Origin of the sequence: Kosakonia sp. H7A (genome assembly GCF_003028445.1) — a bacterium.
Classification (GTDB): domain Bacteria; phylum Pseudomonadota; class Gammaproteobacteria; order Enterobacterales; family Enterobacteriaceae; genus Kosakonia; species Kosakonia radicincitans.
The window spans coordinates 1-1,735 of sequence record NZ_PYTZ01000022.1; the positions used below are offsets into that span (position 1 = coordinate 1).

Here is a 1,735-nt window from a genome sequence, read left to right on the forward strand (position 1 = left end):
ACTGCTCTTTAACAATTTATCAGACAATCTGTGTGGGCACTCAGGTGACTGGATTCTTGATGTCTTCGGACAAAAAATGAATACCAAGTCTCACGGGTGAACACGTAATTCATTACGAAGTTTAATTCGATGAGCATCAAACTTTTAAATTGAAGAGTTTGATCATGGCTCAGATTGAACGCTGGCGGCAGGCCTAACACATGCAAGTCGAACGGTAGCACAGAGAGCTTGCTCTCGGGTGACGAGTGGCGGACGGGTGAGTAATGTCTGGGAAACTGCCTGATGGAGGGGGATAACTACTGGAAACGGTAGCTAATACCGCATAACGTCGCAAGACCAAAGAGGGGGACCTTCGGGCCTCTTGCCATCAGATGTGCCCAGATGGGATTAGCTAGTAGGCGGGGTAATGGCCCACCTAGGCGACGATCCCTAGCTGGTCTGAGAGGATGACCAGCCACACTGGAACTGAGACACGGTCCAGACTCCTACGGGAGGCAGCAGTGGGGAATATTGCACAATGGGCGCAAGCCTGATGCAGCCATGCCGCGTGTGTGAAGAAGGCCTTCGGGTTGTAAAGCACTTTCAGCGGGGAGGAAGGCGGTACGGTTAATAACCGTGCCGATTGACGTTACCCGCAGAAGAAGCACCGGCTAACTCCGTGCCAGCAGCCGCGGTAATACGGAGGGTGCAAGCGTTAATCGGAATTACTGGGCGTAAAGCGCACGCAGGCGGTCTGTCAAGTCGGATGTGAAATCCCCGGGCTCAACCTGGGAACTGCATTCGAAACTGGCAGGCTGGAGTCTCGTAGAGGGAGGTAGAATTCCAGGTGTAGCGGTGAAATGCGTAGAGATCTGGAGGAATACCGGTGGCGAAGGCGGCCTCCTGGACGAAGACTGACGCTCAGGTGCGAAAGCGTGGGGAGCAAACAGGATTAGATACCCTGGTAGTCCACGCCGTAAACGATGTCGATTTGGAGGTTGTGCCCTTGAGGCGTGGCTTCCGGAGCTAACGCGTTAAATCGACCGCCTGGGGAGTACGGCCGCAAGGTTAAAACTCAAATGAATTGACGGGGGCCCGCACAAGCGGTGGAGCATGTGGTTTAATTCGATGCAACGCGAAGAACCTTACCTGGTCTTGACATCCACAGAACCTGGCAGAGATGCCGGGGTGCCTTCGGGAACTGTGAGACAGGTGCTGCATGGCTGTCGTCAGCTCGTGTTGTGAAATGTTGGGTTAAGTCCCGCAACGAGCGCAACCCTTATCCTTTGTTGCCAGCGGTTAGGCCGGGAACTCAAAGGAGACTGCCAGTGATAAACTGGAGGAAGGTGGGGATGACGTCAAGTCATCATGGCCCTTACGACCAGGGCTACACACGTGCTACAATGGCGCATACAAAGAGAAGCGACCTCGCGAGAGCAAGCGGACCTCATAAAGTGCGTCGTAGTCCGGATTGGAGTCTGCAACTCGACTCCATGAAGTCGGAATCGCTAGTAATCGTGAATCAGAATGTCACGGTGAATACGTTCCCGGGCCTTGTACACACCGCCCGTCACACCATGGGAGTGGGTTGCAAAAGAAGTAGGTAGCTTAACCTTCGGGAGGGCGCTTACCACTTTGTGATTCATGACTGGGGTGAAGTCGTAACAAGGTAACCGTAGGGGAACCTGCGGTTGGATCACCTCCTTACCTTAAAGAACCATCTCCTGAAGTGCTCACACAGATTGTCTGATGAAAA

At 53.4% G+C, this 1,735-nt stretch carries 1 rRNA gene; it reads left to right on the forward strand.

The features are described 5' to 3' along the window. Positions 1-146 precede the first annotated feature (146 nt). Positions 147-1,686 (forward strand): 16S ribosomal RNA (locus CWM66_RS27850). Positions 1,687-1,735: the final 49 nt, after the last annotated feature.